1 protein-coding gene and 1 pseudogene are annotated in these 1,381 nt (G+C 72.6%); both read right to left on the bottom strand.

Features of this window, described 5'->3' with window-relative positions; all coding sequences use genetic code 11:
- On the bottom strand, nucleotides 1–749 hold a 749-nt coding region (locus ABD194_RS18690; RefSeq protein ID WP_343994288.1), incomplete at its 3' end, for an FtsW/RodA/SpoVE family cell cycle protein.
- A pseudogene (locus ABD194_RS18685) lies at nucleotides 746–1,381 on the bottom strand (PP2C family protein-serine/threonine phosphatase); the annotation flags it as partial. The pseudogene ABD194_RS18685 and the gene ABD194_RS18690, both read right to left, overlap by 4 nt.

Raw genomic sequence — 1,381 nt, 5'->3', positions numbered from 1 at the left:
GCGACGAACAGGCCGAAGTAGAGCAGCGACGTGCCGAGGTCGTTCTGGAAGACGAGCACGACCACGCAGAGCGCCCAGGCGACGACGATCGGCCCCAGGTCGCGTCCCCGGGGGAAGGTGAAGCCGAGGATCTTCTTGCCGGCGAGCGAGAGCACGTCGCGGGTCTGGACGAGGTAGCCGGCGAAGAAGATGGCCAGGGCGATCTTGGCGAACTCGCCCGGCTGGAAGTTCAGCGGCCCCACGGTGATCCAGATCTGCGAACCGTTGATGGAGCGGCCGATCCCGGGCACGAGCGGGAGCAGGAGGAGCACGAGCGCGGCCGCCATGCTGACGAAGGTGTAGCGGCGCAGCAGCCGGTGGTCGCGCAGGAGGAAGAGGACGCCGACCGCGAGGACGACCGCCAGCGTCGTCCAGATCAGCTGGCGGTAGGCGTCGCCGTCGGTGCCGAGCTTGCCGCGGGCCAGGTCGAGCCGGTGGATCATCACGAGGCCCAGCCCGTTGAGCACGGTCGTGATCGGCAGCAGGACGGGGTCGGCGTACGCGGCCTTCCAGCGCAGCACGAGGTGCACGACGAGCACCAGGACGGTGAAGCCGCCGGCGACGGGCACGATGTTGGCCGGCACGGTGCCGTTGCGGTTGAGGTCGGTGGTGACCCAGGCAAGCAGCACGATGCCGACGGCGAGCAGCAGGAGCAGCAGCTCGGCGCCGCGGCGGGTGCGTGGCGTCAGCGGTTCGACGGTGGTGGTCATCGGCTCACCCCCGCGGGGGAGGCAGCCAGCGCCCGGGCCGGCGGGGTCGTCCGGGCCGCGGCCGGCTTGGTCGTGACGGCCGGCTTGGTCGTGACGGCCGGCTTGGGTGTCGCGGCCGGTGGCGTGGCGGGGCTCGACGTGGTGCTCGGCGCGGGCGTCGTCGGAACGGTCGGCGGGGTCGTCGGCGTGGGGGCGGTGGTCGTGCCGCACGGTATGCCGGTGGCGGCCAGCCGCTGGCACCGCACGGCCTCGGCGCGCAGCGCCACGATCTTGGACTCGGCGTCGGTGAGGTCCCGTGCCGGGATGGTGTTGCCCACCGCACCCTGCACGTCGCTCGGCAGGTCGGAGACGCGTACGTCCGACGGGGACTGGACGTGCGAGAGGCGGATCGGGCCGAGGTCCTGCGAGACCCCTTGGAAGATGGCGACCCGGCCGTCGTCGGCGGCCACGAAGTACTGCTTCTGCGACCAGGCCCACGCGGCATACCCACCGCCACCGAGGATCGCGGCGATGATCACCGCGGCGACGAGGCGCAGGAGGATCTTGGAGCGGCGCGAGCGGGTGCGGTCCTCGGCGAGCTCGAGGGAGTCGTCGTCGGGCTCCGCGCGGCCGGTGGCCGCGCGCGAGAGCGC

The organism is Terrabacter terrae (assembly GCF_039529575.1).
GTDB lineage: Bacteria > Actinomycetota > Actinomycetes > Actinomycetales > Dermatophilaceae > Terrabacter > Terrabacter terrae.
The sequence above is the reverse complement of the archived record's forward strand: the minus strand, read 5'-3'. Positions and strand labels throughout refer to the sequence as shown.